The following is a 26620-nucleotide window of genomic DNA, read 5'->3' as shown; positions in this document are numbered from 1 at the left end:
CGAACATGGCCCTGGGCGGATTTACGCCAAAGCAGCGGTTGGCCATGGCCGCTTAGTTTCTATTTCTGAACCCCGTGGAAAACGGGGGGATTACCGGTCCGACTGGTAGTTCGCATCGCGATATAGAGTTTCTGGAAGCAATGCTTATTTCAAACTGCTTGCGTAGAAATAAAGACTTGCGTAACAAAAAAGATACTAAGCTTCTGAGGGAAATGGTTGTGCCGGGGTTGCTTAACACACCCCAAGGGAAAGAACCGCTATCGACCGCAAGCTTTCGCCTCTTGATTGGAGCGTGATGTAGTAACGAGGCTGCTGTTGTCAGAATCAACGCGCAACACTACGGGTTGAGGATTTCGCGCGGGGCTTCATAGCGATCGTGAACGCTGGTTTGGCGTATGTCAGTTGTTCGCGAGTAGTCGCTGAGTTGCGCAGCGCACCGCACCTGTCGGTGAATCGTCCTTTATTGTGCGTGGCGTGGCGTTGCGTTGCGTGGCGTGCCGGGAACGGAACGCCTCCGCGTGGTGCCGATGTCACCGACATTTCGTGACGACATGGAGGCGCAGCGAAATTCAGCGGCGCTGGCGAATTTCTGCTTGATGATGGGTTGTATGATGGGTCGAAAAACAAAAAACCCCGCAAGTCATTGACTTTGCGGGGTTTTTTGCCATTGTCTGGCGGAGAGAGGGGGATTCGAACCCCCGATAGGCGATTAACCTATACACGCTTTCCAGGCGTGCGACTTAAACCACTCATCCATCTCTCCGGAAGACCGAGAGTATAGCAAACTCTGGCGCCCCCTCGCCACCCCCTTTCAACGACCCGTCGAGGCCGCGTGGAATCCGCCCGCCGCGGTCCGCGCGGCGGGCCTTCGCCCGCGTCAGAAGTCTGTCGTCATCGACAGCCACGCCGAGCGCGGATTGCCCTGCGTCAGATACCCGCCGATCGTCGACGACCGGTGCGACTTGCTCGCCAAGTTGCGCATGGTCGCGCGGAACGTGGTCTTCTTGCCGAACAGTTCGGTCGCATAGCGCGCGCCGAGGTCGAAGCGGTCCCGGGCCGGAATCGACATCGTGTTCGTGATATCGAGATACTGCAGCCCCGTGTGGATCCTGCGCGCGCTCAGCGTGAGGCCATGCACCGCCGCTATGTCGTATTCGGCGCGGGGTTCAACAGGAACGACGGCACGCTGATCGGCCGGTTGCCGTCGTTGGTGCCGCTGGCCGTGTTCCGCAGCGTCGCGTTGAGGTAGGTCGCACCCGCGATCAAGCGCACACCCTTCCACGGTTCGCCGTTTTACGGCCGTCTCGATGCCGCGATGGCGCTGCGTGCCGTCGGCGCCGAACGCGCTCGACGGCGGATCGGTGTACGCCATCGGCTTCTCGATCTGGAGCAGCGCAAGCGATGCGCCGTATTCAATGACCCGCGGTCGATCGGCGCGGGCGCCGGTCGGCGGCATCCAGGTCGTCCGTAATCCCGAAAATCCGATTATTTCATCTTCATTTCGCATTGATCTGACATGTAAGCTTCGGGCGCGCCGGAATCCCGCGCGGTAGCCATACATGGCCACGGGAGCAGCGTTGTGGGGCCGAGGCATCAGCGTGTTTTATTACAAAATGAATGGAATGTGAAAGAATTCGATCGCTTGACGCAATGTGTCCACGGCATTTATTGTCCGTCTGCCGCCCGTGAGAGAGCACGACGGCAATCGGATGCGCGTCTCGCGCACACGACAACACGCTGCAAAAGCAAAAAAGGAAACGTGATAGCCACATGAAGCCGCTATTCGACGACAAGAAATCCGATGCGGTCAGCGATCGTCCTTCCACCCAGTCTTCGTCACACGTCGCGGTGCCTGCTGCCGCCGTCGCGCCGGCCGTGCGGCCGACGGAGCACGCGCGCCTGATCACCGTCGACGAGATCGACCAGCTTGGTGCGAAGCAAGGCACGCGAATCGCCGCTTTCTCGCAGCAGATTCTCACGAATGTGCGCGCGTCGGATGCCGACCAGTTCGGCGACAAGCTCAACGAACTGATTGCGACCGCGAAGGGGCTCGACCCGCGCGGCGCCGACAAGGGCGGGCTGCTCACGCAGGTCACGCGGCTGTTCCGTTCGACCAAGGAGAAGCTGCTGTCGCAATACGAGTCGGTGAGCAAGCGGATGGATACGCTCGTCGTCGAACTCGAGACGCATGCGCAACGCCAGAAAGCCGGCATCGACGAGCTCGAGCGCATGTACAACGACAACTACGCGCTGCACCAGGAGCTCGCGCAGGCGAAGGCGCACGGCGAAACGGCGCTCGCGGCGCTGCGTGCGCACCTCGCGGCCGGCCAGCAGCCGGCGGACGATGCATTCGCCGCTCAGCGCCTGCTCGACGTGAAGCGCAAGGTCGACGCGCTCGAAAGCAAGCTCGACGATCTCGATCGCGCGATGCTGATGTCGAAGCAGCTCGCGCCGCAGATCCGGATGGAGCAGGACCAGAAACGCACGCTGACGTCGAAGTTCATGACGATCAAGACCGTGCTGATTCCCGCATGGACCAATGCGTTCGCGCTCTACCTCGAGCAGCTCAGCACGAAACGCGCAGCGGCGCTCGCGAACGCGACCTACGACGCGGCCGACGAGGCGATCCGCGCGCAAGCCGATCTGAATCGGCAGAACGCGCAGGAAGTCGCGAAGCTCGGCCAGCGCCCGGTGATCTCGACCGACACGTTCGAATACGCGCAACAGCAACTGTTCGGCGCGTTCGACGACATCACGCAGATCATCGCCGACGGCAAGCGCCTGCGCGAGCAGGACGCGCCGCGCCTGCGCCAGCTCGAGCAAGACCTGATCACCCGATTCGCTCCGAAGCACAATTGAGGAACACCGCATGATTACGCTTGAGAAACGCGCGGCGAAGGTCGCGATCGTCCTCGAAAAACGCCAGATCCTGAAGCCGCCAGTCGTGCGCGTCGGCGCGGCGCTCGACATCTCGGGTTCCGCGAAGCCGCTTTACCAGTCGGGCGTGATCCAGGAGACGCACGACCGGATCCTTGGCATTGCACTGAAGTTCGACGACAACGGCGAAGTCGACACGTGGACCTTCACCGAAGGCTACGACCGCCTGCCGACCGCGACGCCGGAAAACTACGGCTCGTACATTTCGGATTACGTGCTCGAGGCGCGGATCGACAAGTGGGGCGGCACGCAGTATGCGCCGGTGATGAACGACATCGTCGACTTTTTCTTCCGCGCGCCGGAGCCCAGGCGCGAAGAAAAGCGCGGCTTCCTGAGCCGGCTGTTCGGCGGTGCCGAAACCGCCGCCCCGGCCGCGCCCGCGCCGGTGAACGGCGATCTGCCCGCATGGGTGCTGTTCGTCACCGATGGCCAGAACCCGAAGAACGACCGCAAGCGCGTGCGCCAGCTGCTGGCCGAGTCGCAGCACTTTCCGCTGTACTGGTCGCTCGTCGGTGTAGGCGATCCGAGCGAATTCGGCTTTCTCGCGGAAGTCGCGGACGAGATGCCGAACGTCGGCTTCCTGCATCTCGAATCGCTCGACGTGAGCGACGAACACATTTACGAACAACTGATCACGCAAGAATTCTGCGACTGGGTGCGCGCGAAGTAAGCGCAGCGCGGACGCCCATTTTCCTGAACTTCCATACCCCAATCATGTTGAAAGACTTCAAGATTCCGCTGTCGCTCACGGTGATCGCGCTGGTCGCCGCCTATCTGCTCGGCGGCGTGAAGGACATGCTGATCGTCGCGGTCCTGTCGGTACTCGAGATCTCGTTGTCGCTCGACAACGCGGTCGTGAACGCTTCCGTGCTGAAGAACTGGTCGGAGAAGTGGCGCAACCGTTTCATGGTGTTCGGCCTGCCGGTCGCCGTGTTTGGCATGCGGCTCGTGTTCCCGCTGCTGATCGTCGCGGTGATCGGCCACATCGGCCTGTGGGACGCGCTGACGCTCGCGATCGAATCGCCCGAGAAGTACGCGGCGGTGCTGACCTCCGCGCATCACGAGGTGTCGGCGTTCGGCGGCGCGTTCCTGCTGATGGTGTTCTTCAAGTTCATGCTCGACACCGAGAAGGACGAACACTGGATCGGTTTTCTCGAAGGCCCGATGCGCCATCTCGGTCGCATCACGGCGCTGGAAGTGGCGCTGACGCTCGCGATCGTGATCGTCGCGTCGTTCTACGTGCCGGCCGCGGAGCAGGTGAGCTTCCTGCTCGCGGGCGCGTTCGGCGTGATCGGCTTCGTGATCGCGCACGGCGTGGGCGACCTGGTCGGCGGCGAGGACACGGGCACGCGGGTGGTGCGCGAAGGTGTTGCGGGTTTCCTGTACCTCGAAGTGCTCGATTCGTCGTTCAGCTTCGACGGCGTGATCGGCGCGTTCGCGCTGTCGAACAACATCTTCCTGATCGCGCTCGGTCTCGGCGTCGGCGCGGCCTACATCCGGGAGATGACGCTCGTGCTGCTGAAGAAGGGCACGCTTGCGCAGTATCGCTATCTCGAACACGGCGCGTTCTGGGCGATCGGCGCGCTCGCGACGATCATGTTCCTCGGCGTGAAGTTCGACGTGCCCGAAGTCATCACGGGCCTGATCGGCGCGGCGATGATCGCTGCGGCGGTGTGGTCGTCGATCATCGTGCAGCGCAAGGAAGACCGGACTGCGGTGGCAGGCGAGTAACGCGGCACACGCATCACATCAACAAAGGGGCCGCGCGGTGCGGCCCGGCATTGCCGCCTGCGCAACGGCGGTTCCAGCAGAAGAGGTTCAGATGATCAATTTGTCGAAAGGCGGTCGCGTCAACCTGTCGAAGGAGGCGCCCGGCACGCAGAAATTCCGCATCGGTCTCGGTTGGGACGCGAACGCGACGGACACGGGTTCGGATTTCGATCTCGACGTGTCGGTGTTCCTGTGCAAGTACGATGCGCAGAGCAATCCGAAGCTGATCTCGGATCAGCACTTCGTGTTCTACAACAGCGAAGTGCGGACGATGGACCGCAAGGAAACCTTCATCCAGCCGGGCGACGATTTCCCGAAGCGCGGGATGCCCGCATCGAAGTGCATGGGCGTCGTGCATAGCGGCGACAACCGCACGGGCAGCGGCGATGGCGACGACGAGGTGATCTTCATCGACGTGACGAAGCTCGCGGCCGACGTCGAGGAAATCTCGGTGGTGGTGACGATCGACCAGGCCGAAGCGCGTCGCCAGAATTTCGGGCAGGTTCGCAACAGCTACATCCAGATCGCCGACGAGGTGTCGGGCGCGGTGATCGCGAAGTATGCGCTCGAGGAAGACTTCTCGATGGAGACGTCGGTGCAGGTGGGCAGCTTCTATCGTCGCGACGGCCACTTCATGTTCAAGGCGGTCGGCGCCGGCTACAACCGTGGCCTCGGCGATTTCGTGCGCGCGTACGGCGGCGCGGTCTGACTGGCGGCAGCCCGGCTGGCGCGACTGCGCGGCGCCTGGCAGCAAGCATCGATGGCGAATCCGTCCGACGAGCCGAAGCGGCTCGAGTTCGATACGACGCCCGAGCGCACGCCCGGGCGTCTTGCGTTCGACACGCCGGCGGCGGCCGGTGTGCCGGCCGCGCGTGCGCCCGAGCGGCCGGCGCCGCAGGCGCTCGACCTGGGGCCGGCGCCCGTGCACGCCACGCGTGCGGCGCCTGCCGACGCGCTGGGCCGCGCGCTGTTCGGCGGATCGAACCATCCGCAGCTCGAAGCGTGCTTTAGGGCCGCGCAGGCCAGCTTCCCGCATCTCTATCCCGATTACGCGCCGCGCATCGAGCGGCACATCCGGCAACTGGTGCCGCTCAAGCTCGCGACGGTCGCAACGATCGGCGACGGGGCGCTGGAGGCGGCCGGCAATCTCGTCGAAGCCGTCGCGGCGACGACGCGCGAATTCAACGAGCTCGGCGCGGCCGACATGATGGCAGGGATGCTCGCGCAGGCGACGCGCAAGGCGGGCATGTTCGACCGCTGGTTCGGCGCGGCGTCGGCGCACGTCGACTATCGTGCGGCGCTCGGCGCGCTCAAGCAGTCGCTCGGCTTTTTCCCGCGCCGCACCGAGGAGCTCTCCGCGAAGGTCCGCCATGCGGAAGAAAACCTCGTGGTCGTCCTCGCGGCGCTGAGTGCGGTGTCGGACGTCGTGCGCGCACCGGATGACGCCGGTATCGAGCGCACGCTGTTCGACCGCCGCAACATCGTCGGGCAGGCCGTCCAGCAGATCCGGATGCAGCCCGCGCAACTGCGCGGACTCGACGAGCGCGTGACCGATCTGCTGTCGCGCGCCGATCACCTGATGAACGTCGTGCTGCCTGCGGCGCATGCGGCGCGGCCGCAGCGCTGAGCGAACCGCACGAACCGCACGACTGCGCGCTCCGGCGCGCGCGGTCGCTGCGCGAGCCATACGGCAGCACGCCGTTTCGCGTGGACCGGCGCGATTCTGCTATCTTCCGGGGCATCTCACTGCTTTCCCGTCTCTCCATGACCGACCGCATCGTTGCCGCCTTCGATTTCGACGGCACCATCACGACTACCGACAGCTTCCGTCATTTCGTCCGCTACGCGGTCGGCACGCCTCGTTTCGCGTGGGCTGGCCTGCGCGCGCTGCCGTGGATCGTCGCGATGAAAGCGGGGCTGCTGTCGCGCGGCGACGCGAAGGCGAAGTTCGCCGGGTTTGCGTTCGGGCCGATGCGCGAGGACGCGCTCGACGCGTTGGCGTGCCGGTTCGTCGACGGCTATCTGCCGAACTTCGTGCGTCCGGAAATGCTCGAGCGGATTCGCGAGCATCAGGTGCGCGGGCACGAAGTCGTATTGGTCAGCGCGTCGCCGTCGCTGTATCTGGAGAAGTGGGCGAAGACGGTCGGCATCGACACGGTGCTCGCGACGCACCTCGCGTTCGAGCGTGGCGTGTTTACCGGACGGCTGAATGGCGAGAATTGCTGGGGGCCGCAGAAGGTCGTGCGCTTGCGCGGCTGGTGGGGGAGTCAGCCGCCCGCGAAACTGTTCGCGTACGGCGACAGCCGCGGCGACAAGGAAATGTCCGAACTGGCGAATTGGGCGTGGATCCGTGGGCACGGACCGATGCCGGCGATCGGCGATTGATCCGGTGAAGGGAGTCGCGGCCGTATGCGTTCATGCGTCGGCCTGCTGCGCGCCACGCCTACCGCGATACGGCTGATAAGCGCCCCAGCGATTCGCGCGCTTGAATGTGCCGACGTCGTTGAACCGAACGCCGACTTCACGCAGTGCCGCATGCGCGGTTCGCGCGGTCAACTGGCGGATGTAGAACGGATCGCGCACCACGAAGTGATGGATTGCGTGCGTGCTGCCGAAGTTGAAGCAGAACAGCTGGAACGGCAGCATCCACCACGGGTTGAGCACCTGCGTCTGCTGGATCACGTTGCGTGAATCGATGTCGCCGAAGTAATGCATGTTCGAGCTGACGAGGTTGATGCAGAAGCTGCGCACGAAGTTCGGCCCGAGCCACACGACCGCGAGAAAATCGACGATGCTCATCACGCGCTCGACGATCGCCGGCACGCTCGGCGCATGGCCGAATGCATGCAGCGCGAACAGGCCGGCATGATAGACGATGAACGCGTGCCACAGCGCGTAGTACGCGTGACCGATCGGCATGTAAGACGACACCTGTTCGACGCGCAACTGCGCGCGCTCGGCCGCATCCTGCACCGGCTGCGCGGCGACGTACCGCTTGACCTTGCGGCGCATCGCGTCCGGCCGCAGCACGACGGCGAGCATTCCGTCCGCGATCATCAGCAGCCGCTTCACGCCCCAGCGTTCGCCGTTGGTGATGCCGAATTCCTCGAGATCCGATTCCCCGCCCGACTCCTTGTGGTGATGCAGGTGCATGCGCCGCCGCGTCCATGGGTTGATCGTGCCCGGCCGCGTAAGCCAGCACAGCGCCATCATCAGGTGATAGGCCCACGGGGTCTTCTTGAAGTACATCAGGTGGATCAGGTCGTGCTCGAGCTCGTGGATCAGCGACGTGACGAACGCGGCAAGCGGCAGCGCGACGTACCACGCGATCGTGCCGCGCGCATACAGCCACGCGATCGCGAGCATCGCGCTCACCGACACGGCCATCACGGTCGCACCGACGACATTCTGGCGGTCGAGCAGCGGAAAACGCGCGCGAATCGCATCGCTCGCGGCGTTGACCTCGCGGCGGACATACGCGACCTTGTCTGCGTCGTTGCGAAAGACGGTTCGTGCGGGTTGGCTCATCGAGCGGAATCCAGGCGGAAAGAGTGGGGCGCAATGCCGATGTGACAAGCATAGGCGCGCACCGGAGCGCACGCGAGGGCCGCCGGTGCCAATGATGGTGTCATTTCGGGACACCTTGGCCGGCGCACCGGCGTCCGGGCCCGCACCGCGCGGCTAGAGTGTCGTGGGGGTGTCATTGCGGGCCAGCGACGCTACAATCCGCCGAAACCGCTCCGGAGTCCGCCGCATGGCCCTGTCCGTTCCTGATGCCGCGCGCCAGTTGAACAAGGCGACGGTATCGTCCGCGTATGCGCTGTTCATGCTGATGCTCGCCGAGGAGCGTGGCATCGATTCGGGCCGCATTCTCGCCGGCTCTGGCGTCGAGCGCGACCGGCTCGCGCAGCCCGATGCGCGCATCACGCCGCTGCAGCAGGCGGCGATCGTATTCAACCTGCTCGATGCGACGGGCGATCCGTCGATCGCGATCGAGATCGGCCTGCGCAGCAGCCTCACGAAATCCGGGCTGATCGGCTTCGGGCTGATGAGCTGTGCCACGCTCGGCGAGGCGATCGCGCTCGGCATCCGTTACCTGCCGACCCGCGTGCCGTTCTTTTCGGTGCGGCTCGCACAGCTCGACGGGATCGTCGACATCGACGTGCTCGAGGCGTTTCCGCTCGGCCGACTGCGCCAGTTCGCGATGGAGAACTTCCTGGTCGAGACGGCGATCCTGTTCAATTCGCTGCTCGATCCGGCGCCCGGGCGCACGCTGCAGTCGCGTGCCGAACTGCACTTCGAGTGGCCGGAGCCGCCGTGGTTCGAGCGCTATCGCGCACGGCTGCCGCGCTGTCATTTCGACGCGAGCGCGAACCGCATCCGCTGCGACGCCGCGCTGCTCGACGAGCCGATCGGCACCGCGAACGCGCAGACCGCGCAGATGATCGTCCAGCAGTGCGAGGCCGAGCTCGCACGGCTCGGCTATGCGGAAAGCATCGTCGAGCGGGTGCGCAACCTGCTGATCTGCGGGGAGGCCGGTTATCCGTCGGTCGACGGCGTCGCGCGCGAACTGCACGTGTCGGCGCGCACGTTGAAGCGCAAGCTCGCGGAATTCGGCGCGACCTATTCGGCATTGCTCGACGAGATCCGGTTGCGCGACGCGCTCCGGTTGCTCGAGGGCACGCGCCTGCCGGTCGACGAGATCGCGGCAAGGGTCGGCTATACCGACCGTGCGAATTTCACGCGTGCGTTCAAGCGCTGGACAGGCGTGGCGCCGAGCGAGCGGCGCTGAAGGCGGGCGGGTCGATATCGCTCGCGAGGCCGGCGCCGATCAATCGATCAAGCAGCCAGCCAATCGATCAGACGATCGCAACCCAGTTCGCACCGCGACCGCCCGGCACGCGCGCATGCGGCCTCAGCGTGCCGTCGTCCGGCGCGATCGCGTACACCGACACGTATTCCGATTGCTCGCCGCACGCGACGAGCCAGCGTCCCGACGGATCGATCGCGAAGCCGCGCGGCTGCGTTTCGGTGGTCGTCGCGTGCGCGGGTTCGAACGTGCCGTCCGCATCGCGGCGATAGCAGAGCAACTGGCTCGACGTGCGTTCGCTGACGTACGCGAAGCGCTCGTCGGGCGTCAGGTGGACGTCGGCGGCCCAGACGGAAGGTTCGACCGGTGCGGGCGGGCGCGCATGACCTTGTACGAGGCCGGCCACGGCAGGGTGGCGCGCGCTCACGTGTGCATCGCCGAGGCGGCCGCTGTCGGCGTCGCGCGGGAACGTGGCGAGCGTCGCGAGGAATTCGCTGACCACGACGAGCGTGCGGCCGTCGTGCGCGAGGCGCAGGTGACGCGGACCGAAGCCTCCCGGCACGCGCGTTTCGCCGTGTTCGAGCGCACGCACGCCGCCGGCATCCTCGACCAGCGCGAACGTGAAGATCCGGTCCGAGCCGAGCGAGCTCACGTAGGCAAAGCGATTGTCCGGCGACACGACGACCGCATGCGCGTTCGCGATGCCGTCCGCGATCTGCAGCGGCGCACCGTCGCCGTCGCGCATGCGCGCGGCGTCGTAGAGGCTCAGCGAACTGCCGCCGTACGACGCGCCGAGCAGCCACCGGCCGCTGCGATCGAGCGACAGGTACGCATGGCTCGCGTCGATCGCGGTCGTGCCGATGCGCGCGAGCGCACCGGTCGCGGCCGCGACGCGGAACGCGACGATCGTCGGCTGCTCGCCGCGCGTCGCGACGTAGAGCCGCGCGCGATCGGGCTGCACGGCGATCGGCATCGCGACGTCGCCGGACGGGTAGCGGGCGAGCGGCGCGAGCGCGCCGTTGGGCGTGAGCGAGAACGTGGAGAGGTCGCCATCGGCGGCATTCGAGACGACGACGGTCAGGCGGTCAGTGTTCGGCATGGCGGAGCATTACGGTGTTCGTGAAGGATTCGTCGGCCGGCAAGCTGCGCGGCGGATCGCTGCGCCGGTGCGTGCGCGCGAACAGCGTGGCGACCGCGGCGGCGACGGACGCGATCGCGCGCGCATGCAGGCCGCCCGTGATCGAACCCGTATGTTGCTTCAGATAGCCGAAGGCCGTCGGTGCGACGAAGCCGCCCAGGTTGCCGATCGAGTTGATCAGCGCGATCACGGCCGCGGCCACGCGTGTGTCGAGGTAGCCCTGCGGAATCGGCCAGAACAGCGACGACGCGGCCTTGAAGCCGAGCGCGGCGAAGCAGATCGACGCTTCGAGATGACGGTCGACGAAGCCGACGTTCACGCGGTCGATGTAGTTCGCGATGAACATGATCATCACGAGGGCAGCACATGCCATTTCACTTTCGAGACGGCGGACGCGAGCGGGTCGAGGCCGGACAGGGCAGGCGAGGTCAACGGAGTCTCCGGTCGGGCGGCGATCGGGGCGGCGGCCCGCGTCGGCGTCGAGGTGATGAATGAAGTAGTATGTTGTCGTATAACATGGTACGCCGGAGGTAGACGCAAGAGATCGCGGGTTTACCCCTGGGAATCTCCAGATTTTTGGGAATACCATGAGACCGTGCAGGGGATGAATCACATCCAATGACGTATGACATCAGGTGCGGACGTCCGGTCGCCGCCGGGAGACGCGGGCCCGGCGGCGTGTCGACCGTTACGCCATCGACACGACGCTGTTCAGCAGCGTCTTCACGAGTACGGCCTGCCGCGTTGCGCCCGTTTTCGCGAAGATCCCGCGCAGGTGTGCGCGGGCGGTGTTCTTCGTGATGCCGGTCGCGGCGGCCGCCTCGTCGAGCGTCAGGCCGTCGACGAGCAGCAGCGCGATCTCGGTTTCCATCGGCGTCAGCCGGAACAGCCGGTGCAGCATGTCGCGCGACGTTTGCGGCGACGCCGCCGGATCGCGGATGAAGACCGCGACGGCAGGCCGGTGCTGGCGGTCCTCGGCGCCGCGATAGGGCGCGAGCGGGCGCAGCAGCACGTTCAACGGCATCGCGCCGCCGGGGCGCGACAGCGTGGTGGCCTCGATGCGCGCGAGCGCACCCGCGCGGAAATGCTCGAGCGCGGCCTGCAGTGCCTTCTGCAGCCGGCGCTCGTCAAGCGGACACGACGCATGGAGCCGTTCGTGGCGCAGGCACAGGCCGTCCTGTTGCTCGATCAGGCGCTCGGCAATACGGTTGCGCTTGATCACGCGACCGTCCTCGTCGACGATCGCGGTGCCGACATCGAGCCGGTCGACGGTGCCGGCGTACAGCGCGCGTTCGGCATCGAGCACGTCGAGTGCCGCGTGCAGTTCGACCGCGCGCTGCAGGTGCGGCAGCAGCGTTGCGACCTGGGCGCGCTCGGGCGGGTCGAACTCGCGGCCGCCATGCGCGCGGCTCACGAAGAATGCGCATTCGACGCCGCGCTCGCCGCGCAGGTTCGCGCCGAGGATGTAGCGCAGGTCGAGCGGTTGCAGGTACTGCCGGTAGAAATCGTGCGCGCGCCAGCGGGTTTCGCCGAACAGCGCATCGGCCGTGAAGACCTGGCCGGCCGGCTGATCGAGAAACGGGCAGAGCGCATAGAACTGCTCGCTGTACGAGGGTTCGCCGGGCAGCAGCGGGCCGTGGCTCGACGCGTTGATGATGAGTCCGCGCCGCGTGCCGCCGGGATTGCGCAGCACGAGCGTCGTGAAGCTTGCGTCGAGCCGCACGCGGATCGCTTCGAGAAAGCCGGCCCACGGTGTGGTTTCGGACGGGCCCTGGTAGACGAGCCCGAGCCACGCGCTCAGCTCGCGGGCGGTCCAGGCGGCGGCGTCGAAATCGTCGTGCGCGGCCGTGTCGCCAGGTGCCAGCGCGGTCAGCATGCTCGTGTTCTCCTCGGTCGGGTGAATGCTCCCGACCCAGCATACCGACCGGCCAGCGGCCCGCGTCATCCGAACGGAGTAGACGACGCGGGCCGTGCCCGCCCGATGCCGCCGAAGCGGCTTATGCGGCGCGTTCGCGCAGCAGGTAGGCGACGATCCGGTCGGCCGCGGCTTCCGGCGATTCGGCCACCGTATCGATGCGCAATTCCGGCTGTGCGGGCGGCTCGTACGGCGAGTCGATGCCGGTGAAGTGCTTCAGCTCGCCCTTGCGCGCCTTCTTGTACAGGCCCTTCGGATCGCGTTCCTCGGCGACCGCGAGCGGCGTGTCGACGAACACTTCGACGAACTCGTCCGGGCCGACCATCGCACGCGCCATGTCGCGCTCCGAGCGGAACGGCGATATGAACGACACGAGCGTGACGAGCCCCGCATCGAGCATCAGCCGCGCGACTTCGGCCACGCGCCGGATGTTCTCGACGCGATCGGCCTCGGTGAAGCCGAGATCGCGATTGAGGCCGTGCCGCACGTTGTCGCCGTCGAGCAGGTACGTGTGCTTGCCGAGCGCATGCAGCCGCCGTTCGACGAGGTTCGCGATCGTCGACTTGCCGGCGCCGGACAGGCCGGTCAGCCACACGATGCGCGGCGTCTGCGCCTTCTGCAGCGCACGCGCGTCGCGGTCGACGTCGACGGCCTGCCAGTGCACGTTGTGCGCGCGGCGCAGCGCGAAGTGCAGCATTCCAGCGCCGACCGTGTCGTTGGTGAAGCGATCGATCACGATGAAGCCGCCGGTGTGGTGGTTGCGGTCGTACGGATCGAAGGCGACGGGCCGGTCGAAGCTCAGGTTGCACACGCCGATCTCGTTCAGCGCGAGCGTGCGTGCGGCGAGATGCTCGCGCGTGTTCACGTCGATCTTGTGTTTCGGCGTCGCGCAGGTTGCACTGACGGTCTGCGTGCCGAGCTTCACGAGATAAGGACGGCCCGGCAGCAGCGGTTCGTCGTGCATCCACACGAGCGTCGCCTCGAACTGGTCGGCCACTTCCGGCGGCGCATCGGCGCGCGCGATCAGGTCGCCGCGGCTGATGTCGATCTCGTCGGCGAGCGTGAGCGTCACCGCTTCGCCGGCGCGCGCGACGTCGGCTTCACCGGCCGGCGTGATCACCGACACGACGCGGCTCTCCTTGCCGGACGGCAGCACGCGCACGCGTTCGCCTACGCGGACTTCGCCGGACGCGATACTGCCGGCGTAACCGCGGAAGTTCAGGTGCGGGCGATTGACCCATTGCACGGGCAGCCGGAACGGTTCGTCGCGCGTCACGCGCTCGACGAGCGGCAGCGTGTCGAGATGCTGCATCAGCGTCGCGCCCGTGTACCAAGGCATCCGAGAACTCGGCGCGATCACGTTGTCGCCGCGCAGCGCGGACATCGGAATGCTGACGATCTCCTCGAGGCCGAGCTCGGCCGCGAACGCGCGATAGTCGGCGTCGATGCGCTCGAACACCGCGCGGTCGTGGTCGACCAGGTCCATCTTGTTGATCGCGAGCACGACGCGCTTGATGCCGATCAGCGCGACGAGATGGCTGTGGCGGCGCGTCTGCGTGAGCACGCCCTTGCGCGCGTCGATCAGGATGACTGCAAGGTCGGCGGTCGACGCGCCGGTGATCATGTTGCGCGTGTACTGCTCGTGGCCGGGCGTGTCGGCGACGATGAACTTGCGCCGCGCGGTCGCGAAGAAGCGATACGCGACGTCGATCGTGATCCCTTGCTCGCGCTCGGCCGACAGACCGTCGACGAGCAGCGCGAAATCGAGTTCGCCGCCTTGCGTGCCAACTTTCTTCGAATCGGCTTCGAGCTGGGTCAGCTGGTCGTCGAACAGCATGTTCGATTCGTAGAGCAGGCGGCCGATCAGCGTGCTCTTGCCGTCGTCGACGCTGCCGCAGGTAATGAAGCGCAGCAGGTCCTTCGTCTGCGCATCGTCGGCGTGCATGACGGGCATATTGTGCAGATCGGACGCCGGGCGCACGAGCGTGTCGTGTGAGGTGAGAGCGTGTGCCATCAGAAATATCCCTCCTGTTTCTTCTTTTCCATCGAGCCGGCCGAATCGCTGTCGATCAGCCGTCCCTGGCGCTCGGACGTGCGCGTGTCGCGCATCTCCTGCAGGATGTCGTCGAGCGATGCCGCATCGCTGTCGATCGCGCCCGTCAGCGGATAGCAGCCGAGCGTGCGAAAGCGCACCTTGCGCATCTGCGGCACTTCGCCGTCGCGCAGCGGCAGGCGTTCGTCGTCGACCATGATCAGCGCGCCGTCGCGTTCCACGACGGGCCGCTCCTTCGCGAAGTAGAGCGGCACGATCGGAATGTCGTGAAGCTGGATGTACTGCCAGATGTCGAGCTCGGTCCAGTTGGAAATCGGGAATACGCGCAGGCTTTCGCCCTTGCGCTTGCGTGCGTTGTACAGTGACCAGAGTTCGGGCCGCTGACGTTTCGGATCCCAGCGGTGCTGCTCCGAGCGCAGCGACACGATGCGTTCCTTCGCGCGGGATTTCTCCTCGTCGCGGCGCGCACCGCCGAACGCGGCGTCGAAGCCGTAGTGGTCGAGCGCCTGCTTGAGCCCCTGCGTCTTCCACACGTCGGTGTGCACGGCCGAGCCGTGCGTGAACGGATTGATGTCGTTCGACAGGCCGTCGGGATTCACGTGCACGCGCAGGTCGAGGCCGAGGCGCTCGGCTGTCTCGTCGCGAAACGCGATCATCTCGCGGAACTTCCACGTCGTATCGACGTGCAGCAGCGGAAAGGGCGGCTTCGCCGGGTAGAACGCCTTCATCGCGAGATGCAGCATGACCGAGCTGTCCTTGCCGATCGAGTAGAGCATCACCGGGTTTTCGCTTTCGGCGACCACCTCGCGCATGATGTGGATGCTCTCGGCCTCCAGCCGCTCCAAGTGGGTCAACATCGTTCGTCTCCTTGTTTCATGCCGGCGCCGCGCGACATGTGCGGCGTTTCGTGCATGGCACCACGGTATCGAGCACGGGCGGTGCCGCTCTTCGTCCGGGTGGACTAACCTCCGCGCTGCCGGGTAGAGGATCTTTCCTTAGTCCACCCGGACGAAGTGGCGCGCCGGACGCTCGCTTAAGGTGGGCGCTCGACCATCGGCGGAGACGACACATGACGGACGACACACGTGCCACGCAATTGCTTTCGGGCCAGACCTGGACCGATTTCTGTGACACCCTGAAGCGCAGCGGGCAGCAGATCCTGCGCAGCGAGGCGCCAGACGATCCGCTTACGCGGGCGGAAGGTTTCCGCTACCTGAGCCGGCTGATGCGCATCGCGCTCGAAATGCACGTCGAGTTCGCGGACGGCGCGTGGCCCGGCTTCTTCTCGCCGTCGCACGAGACCGCGAAGATCGGTGCCGACAATCCCGACAACCTGTACCAGTACGCACGCATCGACGGCCGCTGCGAATATCGCGTGACGGGGCGGCGCGGCACGGTCGCGTACCTGAGCTTCGGCACGCAGAAGGGCGGATACGAGACCGACGGCAAGATGCTGCAGACGGGCTTTCTCGATGCGAAGCAGCTCGAGGTCGCGGCGGACGGCAGCTTCGAGATCGTGCTGAGCGAGACGCCGCGCGCCGGCAACTGGGTACGCATGGAGCCCGGCACGAACGCGCTGCTGGTGCGCCAGACCTTCCTCGACCGGCGCGCGGAGACGCCCGCGCAACTGAAGATCGAGCGCATCGGCGCGCATGAGCGGCCGGCGCCGCTCGATCCGCTCGTGCTGCAAGGCGGCCTCACGCGCGCTGCGCAGTTCGTCGAGCAGACGTCGAAGCTGTTCGCGGACTGGGCCGCGAGCTACGGGGCGCACGTGAACGCGCTGCCGCCCGCGGACCAGGCGCTGTGCCAGTCGGTCGGCGGCGACCCGAACATCTACTACTACCACTCGTGCTGGTCGCTGGCCGAGGACGAAGCGCTCGTGATCGAGGTCGATACGGTGCCGGACTGCGATTTCTGGAACGTGCAGCTCAACAATTACTGGATGGAGTCGCTCGATTACCGGCACTTCGACATCTGCGTGAACAAGCACAGCGCGCGGCTGAATGCCGACGGCGGCGTGACGGTGGTAGTCGCCGCGTCGCGGCCGGGCGACGCGAACTGGCTCGATACGGCCGGGCATCGCACGGGCACGATCTGCTGGCGCTGGGTGGGCGCCGCGCAGCCGGTGCATCCGCGCACGCGCGTCGTGAAGCTCGCCACGCTGAAGGAGGCCGCATGAGCGCGCTGCCCGACCCGATCCGCGCGCAGCTCGACGCCGACGGACTGATCGCCGAGGCCGTGTCGCGCACGGGCGGACTCGCCGCGTTCGGCGACGGCCCGTATCGAGAGGCGCTCGACGAGATGTGCGCATCGCTGATCGACGAAGCGAAGCTGTCCGGACGCGGCGCGCAGATGATGCGCGAGAAGCTCGTCGGCCAGCTCGTGAACCGGCTTGTCGTCGAGGATTACTTCCGTCGTCATCCGGAGATCGCCGACATCGAGATCGACGATCCGCTCGTGATCGTCGGCCTGCCACGCACCGGTACGACGCTGTTGCAACGGCTGCTTGCCGTCGACGCGCGGTTTCATTCGGCCGCATGGTGGGAAACTCGCTATCCGGCGCCGCTCGCCGGCGAGACGCTCGCCGCGCCGACCGTGCGCATTGCGCGTGCGCAGGCGGAAGTCGCGATGATGATCGATTGCATTCCGCAGATCCTGACGATCCATCCGCTCGACGCGATGCTCGCCGACGAAGAATTCATGCTGATGGAGCACTCGTTCGTGTGTGCGATGGATTCGTACGCGAACGTGCCGCGCTACACGGCGTGGCTCGCGAAGCAGGACCTGACGCCGGTCTATACGTACCTGAAGCGGATGCTGCAGTTCCTGCAGTGGCAGAAGGTGCAGCGCGGCGTCGCGTCGGCCGGGCGCTGGCTCTTGAAGACGCCGCAGCACCTGCACGCGCTCGACGTGCTGTGCCGCGTGTTTCCGCGTGCGCAGATCGTGCTCACGCATCGCGATCCGGCGCAGACGATTCCGTCGATGGCGAGCATGGCGCACACGCTGTGGCAGATGTATGCGGACGACCCGGACCCGCTCGCGGTCGGCGCGCAGTGGAACGCGGGGATGGCGCGCGCGATAAGTGCCGCGATGACCGCGCGCGACGCGCTGCCCGCCGACCGGTTCCTCGACGTGCGTTTCGAGGACACCGTATCGAACCCGCTCGGTGTCGCCGAAGCCGTGTACCGCTTCGCGGGGATGCCGCTCGATGCGGCACAGCGCGCGGCGATGACGGACTGGATGGCGCGCAACGGCCGCGACAAGCGCGCCGCACACGATTATTCGATCGCGCGCTTCGGCTTCACCGACGCGCAGCTTGCGCACGACTTCGCCGCGTATCGCGCGCGGCACCTGCAGGCGGCCGGCTGACGGCACGCCGCGGGACGAACGACAACCAGGAGACAATCCATGTTGCTGAAGGACAAGATCGTCGTGATTTCCGGGATCGGGCCGGGACTCGGTGTGAAGCTCGCGGTCGAGGCGGCGCGCGAGGGCGCGCGCGGCGTGGTCGTCGCGGCACGCACGATGGAAAAGCTCGACGATGCGGAAGCCCGGATCCGCGAGCTGGGCGTCGCGTGCGACGTGCTGAAGGTGCGCACCGACATCGCCGAGCGTGCGCAGTGCCGGCAGCTCGCGACGCAGGCGATGGAGCGTTTCGGCCGGATCGACGCGCTCGTAAACAGCGCGTTCGTACACGGCACGTTTCCGGAGTCGGTCGAGGAGGCCGACCTGGACGGCTGGCGCGCGGTGTTCGACACCAACGTGTTCGGGACGATGACGCTCACGCAGGAGGTCGTGCCGCACATGAAGCGGCAGAAGCGCGGCGCGATCGTGATGATCAACACGCAGGCGACCCGCAAGCCATTTGCAGGGGAATCGGGCTACGCTGTGTCGAAGGGCGCGCTCGCGGTTGCGGCAAAATACCTGGCGCGCGAGCTCGGCGTACACGGCATCCGCGCGAACAGCATCCACATGGGCTGGATGTGGGGGGTGCCGACGCAGACGTATTTCCGGCAGGCCGCGGCCGAATACGGGATGACGGAAGACGAGATCATCGCGCCGATCGCGTCGAACATCGCGCTCGCGAAGCTGCCGACCGACGACGATTGCGCGCGCGCGGCGCTGTTCCTTGCGTCGGATTACGCGAACGCGGTGACCGGTGCGACGCTCGATGCGAACGGCGGCGATTTCATGCCCTGAGGAGGGAGTATCGGATCATGCAGGAAAACCATCAGGGACGGCATTTCTTCGCGTTCAACGGCGACGCGGATGGCCTGTGCGCGCTGCAGCAGCTGCGGCTCGTGGAAGGGGCGCCAGGCACGCTCGTGACGGGCGTGAAGCGCGACATCAGGCTGCTCGAGCGGATCGACGCGCGCGCGGGCGATCGCGTGACCGTGCTCGACGTGTCGCACGACCAGAATCGCGACGCGTGCGCACGGCTGCTGCGCGACGGCGTGGCGGTCCGCTATTTCGATCATCACTTCGCGGGCGATCTGCCGGGCGATGCGCATTTCGACGCGTATATCGACACGGCGGCCGACGTCTGTACGAGCGCGCTCGTGAACCGCTATCTCGACGGCCGGCACGTGCGCTGGGCGATCGTCGCGACGTTCGGCGACGAATTGCCGGCGCTCGGCGACGCGCTGGCGCGCGAGCACGGGATCGACGAAGCCGAGCGGCGCACGCTTGCCGAGCTCGGGCTTTATCTGAACTACAACGCATACGGCGAGTGCGTCGGCGATCTGCATTTCGATCCTGCCGTGCTTGCCGACGCGATGCTGCCATGCGTCGATCCGCTCGATTTCGTGCGCGGCACGCCGGTATTCGCCGCGCTGCGCGACGGCTACCGCGACGACATGGCGCTGGCGTGCGCGCTTGCACCGCTGCGCGACGTGCCGGGCGCGACGCTGATCAGAATGCCGGATCATCCGTGGGCGCGGCGCGCGACGGGCATGCTCGCGAACGAGCGGATGCGCAACGCGCCGCATGCGGCGCTCGCGGTGCTGTCGCCGCGTGCGCAGGGCGGGTTGGTCGTCAGCGTGCGCGTGCCCGACGGCCGGCCGCTCGGCGCCGACGAATTCTGCCGCGGGTTCCCGACCGGCGGCGGACGCAAGCGCGCGGGCGGCATCAACCATTTGCCGGAAACCGAGTTCGACACGTTCGCCGCGCGTTTCGAAGCGGCGTTCCGTCTCGACTGACCCGAGGGCCCGGGCCGCGCGCCGTGCAGCGATGCCACGGCGCGCGCGTCATGCGGCGTGCGGGTTCAACCGGTCGCGTCCGCCAGCACGGCCGGCACGTTGTGGCCGTAGCAACGTTCCTCGACACGCTCGGCGATGCGCCAGCCCCGGGCCGTACGCACGAACCGGTCGACGTACCAGAGCCCTAAAAACATCATCTGCGTGCCGCCGTCCGGCAGCACGACTTCCATCGGATTGAAGCAGATCGTGCGGCCGCGCGCGATGTCGCCGTCGAGCGTGATCGATGTGTTAGCCACCATGTGCTGGTACTGCGGAAACCGCGGCAGCACGGTGCGCAGCCACGCCTTCACGTCCGGATACGCGCCGGCGATGCCGCCCATCGCGCGATAGTCGATTGCGGCGTCGCGCGTGAACACGGCATCGAGCGCATCGAAGTCGCGCGAGTCGATCGCGCTCGAATACGCGACGATCAGCTCGCGGATGTCGTGATGATCGGAAAGGGTCTGCAAATCGGGCATCGATCGTACTCCGTCACGCGCGCTTGCGCCGGCGTGCCGCATGCAGTGCTTCCGCACGCTGCTTCACGTCGCGCGCGCACTGGTCGAACCCCTGTTTCACCCAGCCACCGTGCTCGCGCATGATCGTTTCCGCATTGATGCCGAGGAACTGGTCGGTCGTGAAGTAGCGGCAGCGTTCGGCGCCGTCGGCTTCGACGTATTGATCGCGGCGCGCGGCGTCCTTGTTGTCGTCGGTCGGACGCTGTTCCCATGACAGCAGGCGTTCGGACTCGCACGCGACGAGGATCTCGTTGACCGGAATCACCGTGTCCGTGCCCGGAATGCGCACCTGCATGTACACGAAGTCGCCGATCCGGCCGGTCGTTTCGAGGCCGACGCAGAACGTGTTCCATTCGCCGTAGCGCGGGAAATCGGTCAGCACTTCCCAGACGACGGAAGCGGGCGCGTCGATGTCGACGGTGATCGAGGTGACGAGGTTGGCTGGTTTGGTCATTGCGGGTATCGGATGAAATTGAGGGGCGGGCGGTACCGCGGGTGCGCGCCGTAGTCGCCGGCACGTGCGGGCATGGCGGATGCGCCGTGCGGTGCGCGGAACCCGTCGGCGGCCGGCGCGCGGCGCGCATCGCGGCGAACCCGACATCGAGCGTAGGCCGGTGCATGCGGGGAGGAATCGTCGGAATGGACTAAGGCGTTTCACCGGGCCGGCGATTCGGCGATTGGACGGTGGCATCGTCGGTCAGCGGCGCCTGGGCGCGCGAGGCATGCAATCCGGACATCGACATCGCCCGACCCTGCCGCGACAATACGGGTCACGTTTCCGTTTCCTGCCGCGAGGTGCCTGTGCCAGCCAAGTCGTTCGTTGCCCCGGCGATCGTGTGGTTCCGCGACGATCTGCGCGTGACCGATCAGCCCGCGCTGACGCGCGCGGTCGCGTCGGGCCGGCCGCTCGTGTGCGTGTTCGTCGACGATACGGGCGAAGGCGCGGGGCGTGTACCTGGCGGTGCGGCGCGCTGGTGGCTGCACGGGTCGCTCGCCGCGCTCGACGCAGCGCTCGCGCGTCATGGCGGCCGCCTGCTGCTGTTGCGCGGCGATGCGCAGCGCGAGATCGAGCGCGTCGTGCACGACACGGGTGCGGCGGCCGTGTACTGGAACCGCCGCTATGCGCAGCCGCAGCGCGATGCCGATGCGGCGTTGAAGGCATTGCTGAAGGCGCGCGGCCTCGATGTCGAAAGCAGCAACGGCAGCCTGTTGAACGAGCCGTGGGAAGTGCTGACGGGCGCGGGCACGCCGTTCCAGGTGTTCACCGCGTACTGGCGCGCGGTGCGGCGCGATCGTCCGGTGGCGGTGCCGCTGCCGGAGCCGGAGCGAATCGTGTTTCATCCGTGGCCGACCGGTGTACGCGAACGTGCGCTGGCGCTCGATGCGCTCGCGTTGCGTCCATACGCGCCGGACTGGGCGGGCGGCCTGCGCGACGCGTGGCCGGCGCCCGACGAAGGCGGCGCGCACGCGCGGCTCGACGCGTTCGCGGACGCGTCGCTGGCCGGCTATGCCGACACGCGCGATCGGCCCGACCAGCCCGCGACGAGCCGGCTGTCGCCGTACCTGCGCTTCGGCAACGTGTCGCCGCGCCAGGTGTGGCATGCGGTGCAGGGCGCCGCGCAGGCGGGCGGCGCGGCGTGCGCGGCCGGCGCCGAGAAATTCCTGAGCGAGCTTGGCTGGCGCGAATTCAGCCACGTGCTGCTCTATCACTTCCCGGCGCTCGCGACCGACAACTTCCGCGCGCAGTTCGACGCGATGCCGTGGCGCGACGATCCCGCCGCGCTTCGCGCCTGGCAGCGCGGCCTGACCGGCTATCCGCTCGTCGATGCGGGCATGCGCGAGCTGTGGACGACCGGCTGGATGCACAACCGCGTGCGGATGGTCGTCGCGTCATTCCTCGTCAAGCATCTGCTGATCGACTGGCGGGCCGGCGAGCGCTGGTTTTACGACACGCTCGTCGACGCGGACCCCGCGAACAATCCGGCGAACTGGCAATGGGTGGCCGGCTGCGGCGCCGACGCCGCGCCGTATTTCCGCATCTTCAATCCGGTGACGCAGGGCCGGAAGTTCGACCCGCAGGGCGCATACGTGCGCCGCTGGGTGCCGGAACTCGCGGGCCTCGACGCGGCGGCGATCCACGCGCCCTGGGCGGCGTCGCCGGAGCAGCTCGCGGCGGCTAGCGTGCGGCTCGACGTCGACTATCCGGCGCCGATCGTCGATCACGACGGCGCGCGCCGTCGCGCGCTCGATGCGCTGGCCACGTTGCCGAAGCGTCGTTAGCGGCGCGTTGCGCCGCCGATCGTCCTTGGCGGGCGGCACGGCTCGCCGCGTCACTCGCAGAACGCCGCGCGCTCGAGCAGCGCAAGCGCGACACCCGAACCGAAGTAGGTCGCGCCGCACCACGCGACGAACGCGAGCACGCCGGCGGCGAGCACCGTGCGGATCAGGCCCATGCGGCCTTGCCCGGTGCCGGGCGTGCGACGCGGGCGTCGTCGATCGGCAGGTGCAGCAGCGCCGCCAGCACGCCGAGCCCGATCGAGCCGATCCACAGCGGCAGGTACGAATGCGTCGCGTCGTACACGAGCGCGCCGAGCCACACGCCGAAGAAGCTGCCGAGCTGGTGGCCGAAGAACACGAAGCCGAACAGCGTCGCGATGTAGCGCACGCCGAACACCTGCGAGATCACGCCGTTGGTCAGCGGTACCGTGCCGAGCCACGTGAAGCCCATCACGGCAGCGAACACGTAGACGCTCGCGGGCGACAGCGGCGCCGCGACGAACGCGGTCATCGTCAGCGCGCGCACGAGATACAGCACCGACAGCACGTACTTGCGCCGCAACAGGCCGCCGAGATGGCCGCATGCATAGGTGCCGGCCACGTTGGTCAGCGCGATCAGTGCGAGCGCGATGCTGGCATGGCGCGCCGGCAGGCCGTGATCGAGCAGATAGGCGGGCAGATGGGTCGCGATGAACGCGAGCTGGAATCCACATGCGAAGAAACCGGCGTTCAGCAGCCAGAAGCCGCGATGCGCGAACGCTTCGCGCACGGCCGCGCCGATCGACTGGTCGGGGCTGTCCGCATGGCCGGCGGTCTGCGCGGGCCGGTCGTGCACGAACGCGGCGAGCGGCGCGAGCAAGGCCGCGACGAGCGCCAGCGCGACGAACGCATGCTGCCAGCCGATGCCGCCGATCAGCACCTGTGCGACCGGCACCATGCAGAACTGGCCGAGCCCGCCGATCGCACCGGCGACGCCGAGCGCCCAGCCGCGCTGGTCGGGCGGAAACAGGCGGCTCAGCGCGCCGTAGATCGACGCGAAGGCCGAACCCGACAGCGCGATGCCGATCACGAGCCCCGCGCCGACCGTGAACGCGCCGGTCGATGCCGCCAGCGCCATCATGACGAGCCCGGCCGTGTACAGCAGCATGCCGGCCACGATCACGCGTAGCGACCCGAAGCGGTCCGCGATCATCCCCGTGAACGGCTGCGCGATTCCCCAGATCAGGTTCTGCAGCGCGAGCGCGAGGCCGAACGCCTCGCGCGACCAGCCGTGGCCGAGCGTGACGGGGGCGAGAAACAGTCCCTGCACGTGGCGGATGCCGAGCGCGGCGCCCATGATCAGGCCGCCGGCGAGCACCGGCAGCCAGCGGCGCCGGACGTCTTTTTCGATCGGGGTCATGCGTGTCTCCGGATGAATGCGTGCGGCGCGACGGCCGCGTTCGATCCGATTAGACGATCCGGTCGCGATGTCGCTCAAGCGATCATTCGGTCGGGTTCGCATGCGTGGGGGGAATGCGACGGGACTGGCAGCGATGCCGGATGGAGCGGGGCCGCTGAGGTGCGCGTATCGGGACGACGGCGGCGGCGGAACCGGCGCGCGTCCGGATCGCTTGCCGAGACCGATCCAGCCTGCAAGTCGCGCCGGCGTCACCGTCCGGCCTGATGCGGAAAATCGCGTCCGACTTATGGCTGCGGCGCGTCGTACACGTGCATCGCCGCATCGCACGCAACGGCTTCCGCGACGATCCAGTCGCACACGTCGGCGACTTCGCGCCGCGGGGCCGGATCATGCCGGAACAGCCAGTAGCCGTATGCATCCGACATTGCCTGCGAGTGCGGGCCGAGCACCGCGAGCCGCCCGTCCGCGAGCATCGGCGCGACGAGCGCGAGCCGTCCGAGCGCAACGCCCTGGCCGGCGATCGCGGCCTGGATCACCTGGTCGTACTGGTTGAAGCGCAGCACGCCCTTCGGGCGCGCATCGCCGAGCCCGGCCGCGTGCAGATGCGCGCGCCACTGCAGTTGCGTTTGCGGCGGCCCGTCGAATTCGAGCAGCACGTGATCGGCGATCGCGGCCGCGTCGGTGACGGGCCGTGCGGCGAGCGCCGGGTGCGCGACCGGCATCACGATCTCGTCGAACAGCCGCAGTGCGCCGGCCGGCGCGCGGTCGCGCGGGCAGTAGCGGATCCCCAGGTCGATGCCTTCCGCTCGCAAATCGAGTACCTTGTCGTTCGCGGCGACACGCAAGTCGATGTCGGGCAGGCGCGCCTGCAGGCGCCCGAGTCGCGGCAGCAGCCACAGCGCGGTGACGCCGATGCTGGCGGTGATCGTGACGGGCTGACGCTCGCGCACGGCGGCGAGCGATGCGACGGTGTCCTGCAGGTTGAGCAATGCCGCATCCGCGGCGCGGAACAGCCGTTCGCCTTCCGGCGTGAACGCGATCTTGCGATAGCCGCGCTGCAGCAGCGCGACGCCGAGATGCGCCTCGAGCGCGTGCACCTGGCGGCTGACCGCCGATTGCGTGACGCACAGATCCTGCGCGGCGAGCGTGATGCTCATGCGGCGGCCGACGGCGACGAAGCCGCGCACGAGGTCCAGAGACGGGAGACGGACGAGCGGCGTTGACATGCGTTTGGCTCATGCGAACGGAGCAGCAAGATTGGTTGAGAACGCGGGGCGCGTCAAGTTCAATGGAGGCTGGCCGACGATCGCGGGCGCCGGGTCATGCGGGGCGGCACAGGAGACAGGATGACGATTTCGAACGAAGCAGGCGGTACCGTGCAGGACGCGCGTCCGACGGAGCGCGTGGCCGGTGCGTTGCCGCCCGAGCCTGTGAGGCTGAGCGCGGCCGACGGCTACACGCTGCGCGGCTACGTGTGGCGGCATCGCGGGGGCGGCGGGGCCGCGCGGCCCGTGACGGTCGTCAATTGCGCGACCTCGGTACGTTGCGACTATTACTTCCGCTTCGCGGCGTGGCTGTTCGCGCAGGGGCGCGACGTGCTCGTGTACGACTATCGCGGGATCGGCGGATCGCGCCCCGCGCAACTCGCGAAGCTGCGCGCGAACTGGCTCGACTGGGGGCGGCTCGATTGCGAGGCCGCGCTGCGCTACGCGCTCGATGCGTTTCCCGGCCAGCCGCTCGACGTCGTCGCGCACAGCATCGGCGGGTGTGTGCTCGGGCTCGCGGCGTCGAACGCGCATGTGCGTCATGCCGTGACCGTCGGCGCGCAATATGCGTACTGGCGCGACTATCGCCCGGAAGAGCGGCGGCGCATGTGGTGGAAGTGGCACGTCGCGATGCCGGCGCTCGCGGCCGTGTTCGGCTACGTGCCCGCGAAACGGCTCGGCTGGATGGAAGATACGCCGCGCGGCGTCGCGCTGTCGTGGGTGCGATCGCAGCCGCGCTTTGAGGATACCTACACGCACGGCCTGCTCGCCGAAAGCGCCGCGAGCCGCGCGGCGTTGCCGGACCGTTTCGCGCGGCTGTCGGCGCCGATGCTCGCGATCGGTCTCGACGACGACGGGTTCGGCACCGTCGATGCGATCGAGCGGCTGGTCGGCTACTACACGGGCAGCGACGTCACGCACCTGCGGATCGCACCGCGCGATATCGGCGTCGACGCGATCGGCCACTTCGCGTTCTTCCACAGCCGCTTCACCGACACGCTGTGGCCGGTCGCGCTGTACTGGCTGCAGCACGGCGCGCTGCCGGCCGACGCGCCGGGCAGCATTCACGCGCGCCATCCGGCGCAACGTGCGCGCCGGGCGGCAAGCGGCGTGCCGGGCGTCGTCGCGAACGGGTGAGCGTGCACGGCGCGCGGCCGTGCGCGGCTCGTCGATGAAGAAGGTGAGGGCGGTGACGGAGGCATGCACGGTCCCGCCGCGCATGCACTCGATCGCACCGCATCGGCTCCCGATCGACGCGATCGATTAACATCGGACGTTTCGTTCTACTGCCACTGGCTGCT

General features: G+C 67.3%; 23 protein-coding genes, 1 tRNA gene and 2 pseudogenes. 13 read left to right on the top strand and 13 right to left on the bottom strand.

Features of this window, described 5'->3' with window-relative positions:
* Window positions 1–672 precede the first annotated feature (672 nt).
* Together DIE13_RS30405 and DIE13_RS30400 are read right to left on the bottom strand one after the other, a co-directional pair.
* Window positions 673–763: transfer RNA gene (locus DIE13_RS30405), tRNA-Ser, on the bottom strand.
* Between the two features lie 114 nt (window positions 764–877).
* A pseudogene (locus DIE13_RS30400) lies at window positions 878–1411 on the bottom strand (TonB-dependent receptor domain-containing protein); the annotation flags it as partial.
* Window positions 1412–1770: 359 nt separating this feature from the next.
* Between DIE13_RS30400 and DIE13_RS30395 the strand changes: the two are divergent.
* From DIE13_RS30395 to DIE13_RS30365, 6 genes are all read left to right on the top strand, one after another.
* Window positions 1771–2859: a toxic anion resistance protein gene (locus DIE13_RS30395; RefSeq protein WP_124830715.1), complete on the top strand. Its 1089-nt coding sequence runs from the start codon at window positions 1771–1773 to the stop codon at window positions 2857–2859.
* Window positions 2860–2869: 10 nt separating this feature from the next.
* Window positions 2870–3607 carry a VWA domain-containing protein gene (locus DIE13_RS30390; RefSeq protein ID WP_124830714.1) on the top strand — a complete coding sequence of 246 codons (738 nt, stop codon included), beginning with the start codon at window positions 2870–2872 and terminating at the stop codon, window positions 3605–3607.
* 44 nt (window positions 3608–3651) lie between these two features.
* A complete protein-coding gene (locus DIE13_RS30385; RefSeq protein ID WP_124830713.1) occupies window positions 3652–4668 on the top strand; it encodes a DUF475 domain-containing protein in 1017 nt (338 codons plus the stop codon).
* 91 nt (window positions 4669–4759) lie between these two features.
* A complete protein-coding gene (locus tag DIE13_RS30380; RefSeq protein WP_124830712.1) occupies window positions 4760–5416 on the top strand; it encodes a TerD family protein in 657 nt (218 codons plus the stop codon).
* Between the two features lie 51 nt (window positions 5417–5467).
* Entirely contained in the window at window positions 5468–6334 is an 867-nt protein-coding gene (locus tag DIE13_RS30370) for a hypothetical protein (RefSeq protein ID WP_175752309.1), read from the top strand.
* 137 nt (window positions 6335–6471) lie between these two features.
* The gene (locus DIE13_RS30365) at window positions 6472–7092 is read left to right on the top strand and encodes an HAD family hydrolase (protein ID WP_124830709.1); all 621 of its coding nucleotides are present in this window, start codon (window positions 6472–6474) and stop codon (window positions 7090–7092) included.
* 30 nt (window positions 7093–7122) lie between these two features.
* Here DIE13_RS30365 and DIE13_RS30360 read toward each other — a convergent pair whose 3' ends face one another.
* Window positions 7123–8235 carry a fatty acid desaturase gene (locus DIE13_RS30360; protein WP_124830708.1) on the bottom strand — a complete coding sequence of 371 codons (1113 nt, stop codon included), beginning with the start codon at window positions 8233–8235 and terminating at the stop codon, window positions 7123–7125.
* A 226-nt stretch (window positions 8236–8461) separates the two neighbouring features.
* On the opposite strand from DIE13_RS30360, the gene DIE13_RS30355 reads away from it, so the two are divergent.
* On the top strand, window positions 8462–9499 hold the full coding sequence (locus tag DIE13_RS30355; RefSeq protein WP_124830707.1) for an AraC family transcriptional regulator: 1038 nt from the start codon (window positions 8462–8464) through the stop codon (window positions 9497–9499).
* Between the two features lie 67 nt (window positions 9500–9566).
* On the opposite strand, the gene DIE13_RS30350 is transcribed toward DIE13_RS30355, so the two are convergent.
* The 5 genes and pseudogenes from DIE13_RS30350 to cysD form a co-directional block, all read right to left on the bottom strand.
* Window positions 9567–10616: a beta-propeller fold lactonase family protein gene (locus DIE13_RS30350; protein ID WP_124830706.1), complete on the bottom strand. Its 1050-nt coding sequence runs from the start codon at window positions 10614–10616 to the stop codon at window positions 9567–9569.
* Window positions 10603–10941 (bottom strand): annotated as a pseudogene (locus DIE13_RS30345) (MFS transporter); the annotation flags it as partial. The gene DIE13_RS30350 and the pseudogene DIE13_RS30345, both read right to left, overlap by 14 nt.
* 402 nt (window positions 10942–11343) lie before the next feature.
* The gene (locus tag DIE13_RS30340; RefSeq protein ID WP_124830705.1) at window positions 11344–12531 is read right to left on the bottom strand and encodes a helix-turn-helix transcriptional regulator; all 1188 of its coding nucleotides are present in this window, start codon (window positions 12529–12531) and stop codon (window positions 11344–11346) included.
* 121 nt (window positions 12532–12652) lie between these two features.
* Window positions 12653–14524, bottom strand: a complete 1872-nt coding sequence (cysN, locus tag DIE13_RS30335) for a sulfate adenylyltransferase subunit CysN (RefSeq protein WP_124830717.1) — start codon at window positions 14522–14524, stop codon at window positions 12653–12655.
* Window positions 14525–14583: 59 nt separating this feature from the next.
* A complete protein-coding gene (gene cysD, locus DIE13_RS30330) occupies window positions 14584–15549 on the bottom strand; it encodes a sulfate adenylyltransferase subunit CysD (RefSeq protein ID WP_265096072.1) in 966 nt (321 codons plus the stop codon).
* Window positions 15550–15692: 143 nt separating this feature from the next.
* Between cysD and DIE13_RS30325 the strand changes: the two genes are divergently transcribed.
* The 4 genes from DIE13_RS30325 to DIE13_RS30310 are packed head-to-tail and all read left to right on the top strand — an operon-like array spanning window position 15693 to window position 19821.
* Window positions 15693–16802: a DUF1214 domain-containing protein gene (locus DIE13_RS30325; RefSeq protein ID WP_124830703.1), complete on the top strand. Its 1110-nt coding sequence runs from the start codon at window positions 15693–15695 to the stop codon at window positions 16800–16802.
* A complete protein-coding gene (locus DIE13_RS30320; protein WP_124830702.1) occupies window positions 16799–17992 on the top strand; it encodes a sulfotransferase in 1194 nt (397 codons plus the stop codon). Before DIE13_RS30325 ends, DIE13_RS30320 begins: the two co-directional genes overlap by 4 nt.
* A 39-nt stretch (window positions 17993–18031) precedes the next feature.
* Window positions 18032–18823 carry an SDR family oxidoreductase gene (locus tag DIE13_RS30315; RefSeq protein ID WP_124830701.1) on the top strand — a complete coding sequence of 264 codons (792 nt, stop codon included), beginning with the start codon at window positions 18032–18034 and terminating at the stop codon, window positions 18821–18823.
* 17 nt (window positions 18824–18840) lie between these two features.
* Window positions 18841–19821, top strand: a complete 981-nt coding sequence (locus DIE13_RS30310) for an acetyltransferase (RefSeq protein WP_124830700.1) — start codon at window positions 18841–18843, stop codon at window positions 19819–19821.
* 65 nt (window positions 19822–19886) lie between these two features.
* Here DIE13_RS30310 and DIE13_RS30305 read toward each other — a convergent pair whose 3' ends face one another.
* Together DIE13_RS30305 and DIE13_RS30300 are read right to left on the bottom strand one after the other, a co-directional pair.
* The gene (locus tag DIE13_RS30305) at window positions 19887–20339 is read right to left on the bottom strand and encodes a nuclear transport factor 2 family protein (protein WP_124830699.1); all 453 of its coding nucleotides are present in this window, start codon (window positions 20337–20339) and stop codon (window positions 19887–19889) included.
* Window positions 20340–20352: 13 nt separating this feature from the next.
* Window positions 20353–20832 (bottom strand): SRPBCC domain-containing protein, encoded by a 480-nt coding sequence (locus DIE13_RS30300; protein WP_124830698.1) that lies wholly within the window; start codon window positions 20830–20832, stop codon window positions 20353–20355.
* Between the two features lie 347 nt (window positions 20833–21179).
* On the opposite strand from DIE13_RS30300, the gene DIE13_RS30295 reads away from it, so the two are divergent.
* Window positions 21180–22658, top strand: a complete 1479-nt coding sequence (locus DIE13_RS30295) for a deoxyribodipyrimidine photo-lyase (protein WP_124830697.1) — start codon at window positions 21180–21182, stop codon at window positions 22656–22658.
* 50 nt (window positions 22659–22708) lie between these two features.
* Here DIE13_RS30295 and DIE13_RS33600 read toward each other — a convergent pair whose 3' ends face one another.
* The 3 genes from DIE13_RS33600 to DIE13_RS30285 form a co-directional block, all read right to left on the bottom strand.
* Window positions 22709–22831, bottom strand: a complete 123-nt coding sequence (locus DIE13_RS33600) for a hypothetical protein (RefSeq protein WP_260435143.1) — start codon at window positions 22829–22831, stop codon at window positions 22709–22711.
* The gene (locus tag DIE13_RS30290) at window positions 22822–24054 is read right to left on the bottom strand and encodes an MFS transporter (protein ID WP_234744852.1); all 1233 of its coding nucleotides are present in this window, start codon (window positions 24052–24054) and stop codon (window positions 22822–22824) included. The genes DIE13_RS33600 and DIE13_RS30290 overlap by 10 nt, the downstream gene beginning before the upstream one ends.
* Before the next feature lie 284 nt (window positions 24055–24338).
* Entirely contained in the window at window positions 24339–25280 is a 942-nt protein-coding gene (locus tag DIE13_RS30285; RefSeq protein ID WP_124830696.1) for a LysR substrate-binding domain-containing protein, read from the bottom strand.
* Window positions 25281–25400: 120 nt separating this feature from the next.
* On the opposite strand from DIE13_RS30285, the gene DIE13_RS30280 reads away from it, so the two are divergent.
* The gene (locus tag DIE13_RS30280) at window positions 25401–26456 is read left to right on the top strand and encodes an alpha/beta fold hydrolase (RefSeq protein WP_124830695.1); all 1056 of its coding nucleotides are present in this window, start codon (window positions 25401–25403) and stop codon (window positions 26454–26456) included.
* Window positions 26457–26620: the final 164 nt, after the last annotated feature.

The organism is Burkholderia sp. Bp9016 (assembly GCF_003857765.1).
GTDB lineage: Bacteria > Pseudomonadota > Gammaproteobacteria > Burkholderiales > Burkholderiaceae > Burkholderia.
Note: the sequence above shows the minus strand (reverse complement) of the source record. Positions and strands in the feature narration are given on the sequence as shown.